This window comes from Candidatus Anaplasma sp. TIGMIC, from assembly GCF_028204095.1.
Classification (GTDB): Bacteria; Pseudomonadota; Alphaproteobacteria; order Rickettsiales; family Anaplasmataceae; genus Anaplasma.
The window spans coordinates 1-6022 of record NZ_JAQLOH010000046.1; the positions used below are offsets into that span (position 1 = coordinate 1).

General features: G+C 44.7%; 5 protein-coding genes. 1 reads left to right on the forward strand and 4 read right to left on the reverse strand.

Annotated elements, in window-relative coordinates:
- The 4 genes from PGW94_RS04240 to leuS form a co-directional block, all read right to left on the reverse strand.
- A partial coding sequence (locus PGW94_RS04240; protein WP_271758968.1) for a hypothetical protein occupies nucleotides 1-196 on the reverse strand: 196 nt, incomplete at its 3' end.
- A gap of 124 nt (nucleotides 197-320) precedes the next feature.
- Nucleotides 321-1004, reverse strand: coding sequence for an orotidine-5'-phosphate decarboxylase (pyrF, locus tag PGW94_RS04245; RefSeq protein ID WP_271758970.1), 684 nt, complete (start codon nucleotides 1002-1004; stop codon nucleotides 321-323).
- Nucleotides 994-1782 carry a TatD family hydrolase gene (locus PGW94_RS04250; protein WP_271758972.1) on the reverse strand — a complete coding sequence of 263 codons (789 nt, stop codon included), beginning with the start codon at nucleotides 1780-1782 and terminating at the stop codon, nucleotides 994-996. Before PGW94_RS04250 ends, pyrF begins: the two co-directional genes overlap by 11 nt.
- 678 nt (nucleotides 1783-2460) lie before the next feature.
- Complete coding sequence (leuS, locus tag PGW94_RS04255; protein ID WP_271758975.1) at nucleotides 2461-4938, reverse strand: leucine--tRNA ligase; 2478 nt, start codon at nucleotides 4936-4938, stop codon at nucleotides 2461-2463.
- Nucleotides 4939-5328: 390 nt separating this feature from the next.
- Between leuS and PGW94_RS04260 the strand changes: the two genes are divergently transcribed.
- Entirely contained in the window at nucleotides 5329-5652 is a 324-nt protein-coding gene (locus tag PGW94_RS04260) for an XRE family transcriptional regulator (RefSeq protein WP_271758977.1), read from the forward strand.
- The last annotated feature ends 370 nt before the right edge of the window (nucleotides 5653-6022 follow it).

Consider the following 6022-nt stretch of genomic DNA (forward strand, 5'->3'; position numbering starts at 1 on the left):
TATTAGCGCAAACACCATCAATTGCACAATAAACTGCTGGATGGCGTATAAATGCTAATTTATAACAGCCATCATTGCCGTTTATTATATAAGTCCGCATTAAAAAAGACGCTGTAGTAAACACCTCAGAACTGTGGATTACATCATAACACGTTACACGGCACGACTTCTCGAGCACCACTCCGCTATTCTGCATCAGATGGCAAATCCCAACTTTACGCCGTAACAAGCCACTATGTGTGCCGTACACATGCTGAGTCTACCTTATTACCAGCGCAAATAAAATCCTTTTGCACTGCCTCCAAGCACGTTATGAACTATCACAAAGTGTTGAGAATAGCATCGACTGCATCAGACGGATTAGTGCTTTGGGTTATTGCACGGCCAATTACCAGATAATCAGCTCCCTTCAGTAGAGCTGCCTTGGGTGTATCGACGCGTTTCTGATCATTTGTAGCTTCTGCAACACGAATTCCTGGTACCACAAGCCTTATGCTGGGATATTTTCTACGTATTACCGGAACCTCATGCGCAGAACATACTATGGCAGGCAAGCCTGATTCTACTGCAAGGTCCACAAGACGCATAACGTGATCTGCAACAGGCTTATCGATCCCACAATCTCGCATGTCGTTATCGTCAATACTTGTTAGTACTGTAACTCCAACAGGAATTACCTGGCTATCCTGCAACGCGTCTACAGATGCTTGAATCATACCGCGCCCACCGCTGATGTGAATGGTTAGCATCTCTATATCAAGCGATTTTACTGCATTTAGCGCCCCAACAACGGTGTTGGGAATATCGTGAAGCTTGAGATCTAGAAATATCTTCAGCCCAAGGTCTATAATCTTCTGAACTCCGCTTATGCCATGAGCCGTAAAAAACTCCAGCCCAAGTTTTACCATGGCAACCTTGCCGGCAACCGCTTTTGCAAGCATCACAGCTCTGTTTATATCCGCGGTGTCGAGCGCACAAATTAAAGGATTTGGTTTACGATGCATGGTACCTACGTGAACACTTGTCAAAAAGAGTGAAAAAATTCTGTGTAGTAATATCGCTCACCGTATCTACGCTTTCGTTCCAAATTTGAGCTAGGCACTCAACGACAAACCTGGTCATTTCGGGAGAATTCTTCTTTCCCCTATGTGGCTCGGGACACAAAAACGGAGCATCCGTCTCAACAACAACACGGTCTCGCGGGACAAACTTAGCTATCTCCCTTAAAAATCCTGCATTTTTAAAGGTCAAAATACCAGAAAATGAAATATAAAGACCTGCATCCAGTGACCTGCGCGCCAACTCTTGGGATGAAGCAAAACAGTGCATCAGTCCTTTAAATACCCCCACTTTCATCTCAGCGGTGCATATATCAGCCATACGCGTATCAGCATCCCTGGAGTGTATGATAATAGGCAATCCAGTCTCTCTAGCTGCCGCAATATGCTCAACGAAGCTCTTCTCTTGCCTATCAATACCATCATCACATTTGTAAAAGTCTAGCCCCGTCTCTCCAATGCCTATGACTTTTTCTTCCTGTGTGAATTTAATTAGGTCATCAGCAGAAACCTGCTCTCCCTTGGCGCTGTTGCAGGGATGCACCCCAACAGAAGCATAAACTTGTTCATGGTTGTTAGCAATCTCCAGCAATGTGGGAAACTCCTGCATTGTGGTGCACACAGTCTGCATCAGAGATACCCCTACCGCATTTGCCCTGTCGACTATGCCGCGTACCTCTTCAGGGTCAAAGTAATTCAAATGGCAGTGCGAATCTACTATCACAAGATATCTCAAAGTGAACTGTGGTCCATTTTAGCAGGTTTGCTAAGAATCACAATGAAAGTACCCCAGCGTACCGCACACTACCAGGATGTAACGAAATAAACGTGCTTAAGCAGGCTATGTGCGCACAATTATTCGCAAGGAGCCTCCATAGATACGCCTGTCGCAAGATGCGTGATCATCTGTAACGGCAATTTCTTACACGACATCAAAGTTCAAAAGTAGCAGTACTTTGTGCACCTGACACGGTCTGGTTCGCTAAAGCACATGGGCGGTGGCGTTCGCCATATTCGCGAAGAAAATCCCCTGGTATTTCATACGGCTGAACCACGTGTTTGTTAATTGCAGTTTCACAAGGCCAACACTTCGTATTGACGCCTATAATAAGCCTTGCCACACACATCTACACACAGTGCACTTTTACCTCCGAACATGGTATTTGTACGTCTCCCCGTAGCTTGCCAAAGTAGAATGTGGATTTCTGGTCAGACATAACGCAATGCGGATGTCGAGGTGTGATTTTTAAAATTTGACAGACTAAAACACTTCGTTAGACTACCGCTATCCCGGCGTATTTAGGACCAAAACCTTGTACGAACCCCCACAAGGTTTGACTCAATCGAAACACCAGCAGACAACGCGACACCACTATTTGAACCAGTGCAGCCTAAGGCCCCGCTACTCAACCACAATATTTATTACCCTTTTGGGAACATAGTACACCTGTTTTATCGTGCGCTGCTCAAGGCGCCTTCTAGCCACCTCAAGAGCATCAGACCTTACTTGCTCTTCGGAACAGTACTCGTCAATCTCTATAGTACCGCATAATTTCCCATTAACCTGTACAGCGATGGTACATAAGCTGTTCTTGAGGAGATCCTCCCTAACAGAAGGCCATGCCTGCGAACAAAGAGTTCCGCCACCACCCATTACTTCCCATAATTTTTCAGTAACGTGAGGAATGAACGGTTCCATAACCCGCAGTAAAATGTACACAGATTCGTTTATCACGGAATTCTCGATAGAACACTTCATCATGTCAAAAATGACGTTACTCATCTCCCGAAATTTCGCAACAGCACAGTTAAACCGGCACTGTTCCATATCATCCTCAATACCGTGAAGTAGTACATGAACTTTTGACAAAGCCTTTAGCCCTTCACTACCTACAGACGAGTTGTCGAATTCTGTGCTTATTTTTACATTACTTTCGGAAAAAACCTTCCACAGACGCTCAATGTAGCGCCAAGACCCTTCAACTCCACAAAAAGTCCATTCTATATCCCTCTCAGGCGGAGTATCAGATAGGACAAATAGCCTTACGGTATCCGCGCCATATTTTGCCAATATCCCACAAGGGTCTACTACATTTTTTTTGGATTTACTCATTTTTTCCACCTTCCCCGTAAGGACGGTTCTCCCTTCTGCAGACATTCTTTCTGCATCCTGTGGAAAGATGTAATTCCCGCATTCATCTCTGTACGTAGCGTGGCACACCATACCCTGGGTTATAAGATTGCGAAACGGCTCTTCCACCTGAAAGTACCCACACTTTTTGAGGGCGCGACAGAAAAACCTCGCATACAGCAGGTGAAGTACGGCGTGCTCAATACCCCCTATGTAGTAATCCACTGGCAAAATTTTATCGCTATCCTGCAGATTTATCTTATTTCCAGGGCTGCAAAATGCCGCAAAGTACCATGAAGATTCAAAAAAGGTGTCGAATGTATCAGTTTCTCTCTGGGCATCACTTCCACAAACGTGACACTTTACATATTTCCATGTTGGATGGTTATCCAATGGGTTTCCACTCTTTGTGAAATCCACATCGGCGGGCAAAGTTACTGGTAGGTCTTCCTTGCGGACAGGAACAATTCCACAGCTATCACAATACACTACGGGTATCGGGCAACCCCAGTATCTTTGACGTGAAATACCCCAGTCATGTAGCCTGTAGCTAACAGTGCGCCGACAAATGCCTAAGGACTCAAGTTTTGCTATCATGGCTTCTTTAGCATCACTTAATTTCATACCATCAAGAAACCCTGAGCAGCAGTACACACCGTTGCCTGTGTAGGCCTCTTTCTGCAAATCGCATGCTAATCCATCTTCAGGTAAGACTACCTGCACAACAGGAAGACAGTACTGCCGAGCAAACTCAAAATCCCTCTGATCGTGTGCAGGGCACCCAAAAATCGCCCCTGTACCCGTATCATCCATTACATAGTTAGCTACATATACTGGCAATTCCGTACCCAAAAACGGGTGTTTAGCAGTGAGACCAGTATTTATGCCTATCTTTTCTCCATCCTTACTTCGTGCACGCTTTGCAAACTCATCAACTTGTTTATGAAATTCTCCATCCAACACATGTTGCAAGATTGGATGATCCAAAGATACAGCGCAAAATGTTGCACCAAAAAGCATCTGCGGCATTGTACTGAACACTTCAAGCTTCTTCGTGCAGCTGGTCTCAAACGTTATGACTACCCCTTCACTGCGTCCTATCCAGCGTTCCTGCATCAGCCTTACCTTTTCAGGCCAGCCAGTAAGCCTAGGTAGCTCACTTACCAACTCTTCTGCAAAATCAGTGATTTTCAGAAACCACTGTGACAGCTTTCGTTGCTCTACTACGGCTCCAGAGCGCCAGCCCCTCCCATCCACAACCTGCTCATTAGCCAAGACTGTATTATCCACAGGATCCCAATTCACCCACGATTCTTTGCGGTAAGCCAAACCGCTCTTCAAAAAATCAAGAAAGAAGCACTGCTCATGCTTGTAGTAATCCGGAGCGCATGTTGCTAGTTCTCTATCCCAATTGTACGACAGGCCCACAGCCTTCAATTGCTCACGCATAGACTCTATATTTTTCCTGGTCCAAGAAGCTGGGCTTATTCCAGATGACAGCGCAGCGTTTTCTGCAGGCAGGCCAAAGGCATCCCACCCCACAGGATGCAATACTGTCAAGCCCTTTGCGCGTTTAAATCTTGCAAGTACATCGCCCATTACATAGTTGCGGATATGGCCCATGTGTATGTTCCCGGAAGGATATGGAAACATGCTCAGGATATAACATCCTATTTTACTGTTTTCACTGATGCTAAAATTCCATCGTCCCTGAACTTCCTTCTCTACTTCCTTAAAATCATAAATCATTATGATACACCCTATGAATCCAATGTGCATCCAGCTGAAAACACGTAGCAGACCGCAGCAATTGTGCTATATATAAGCTGCTAACTATACCATATATTCCGGCAGCGCAATATTCACGCATCCACAATGATGTAGGAATTTTGCTGACTAATTTTATATATTTCTGATTGATATGACAGTGGGGTCTTCTTTTCCGAGCAGAGGCTAATTTTTCACAGTAAGTAGTTTCCTTCACTCTTTATAGAAAATTTAAGCAATTTATACTAGCATAGTGGTGTGTTACGGTGAGCCTTGCTTGCTACGCTGGTGCTAGTTAGGTTGCGGTGTGCTCTTCAGTGTTATGCAAAATCCTAAAAAGATGAGTTTCTGAGTTTACCTGGCAAAAAGTTTATGAAAGAAAAGCGTGGTCCAAACGGACAAAAAATCAAGCTCCAGATACTAGGCATAATAAGGGATACAATCCGTAAAAGCCAGTGGAGCCAAATGACTGCTGCTAAAATAATAGGCGTAGATCAACCAAAAGTATCGCAGATCATCAATGGCAAGACGACTGGGTTTTCTCTTGAGAGGCTGCTGATATTCTTGTTGCGACTTCGTTGTACAGTAGAATTATCGGTAAAGATAGATTCACAATCGAACGATAAAGAAGCTTCTATCCCTATAGTTGATGATTTGGATGCAATAAATTTCGTGGTTGTGTCAAAAGACAGCTGATCACCTCGTGGTATATCCCCATTGTTAGACTTCGTCTACTTGTCTTGTTTGTGCAGCATTGGCAGTTAGCACAGGCTGTCTTTAAGAAAATACATGCAAGGTGATGAACCGTGCTCGTGGCACTAGACGCTTCTTGTGTGCAAGTTATAAGAGGCTAACCTGTTATCAGCCGTGGTGGCTGATTATCTATTCACGTGGTACATTAGGGAGCTCTCTGGTGTCTTACCAGAGCACCTTTGACACATGTACTGCTTAAGCTGCAGAGCAATTTCATGCAACATGAATGTGCACCTTAAGTACGCAATCCATGTGCTTATGAGGCATGAGGCATGAGGCATGAGGCATGAGGCATGAGGCATGAGGCATGAGG

Coding starts and splice junctions, on each gene's coding strand:
- pyrF (WP_271758970.1), bottom strand. CDS start 1,004: ATGCATCGTAAACCAAATCCTTTAATTTGTGCGCTCGACACCGCGGAT.
- leuS (WP_271758975.1), bottom strand. CDS start 4,938: ATGATTTATGATTTTAAGGAAGTAGAGAAGGAAGTTCAGGGACGATGG.
- PGW94_RS04260 (WP_271758977.1), top strand. CDS start 5,329: ATGAAAGAAAAGCGTGGTCCAAACGGACAAAAAATCAAGCTCCAGATA.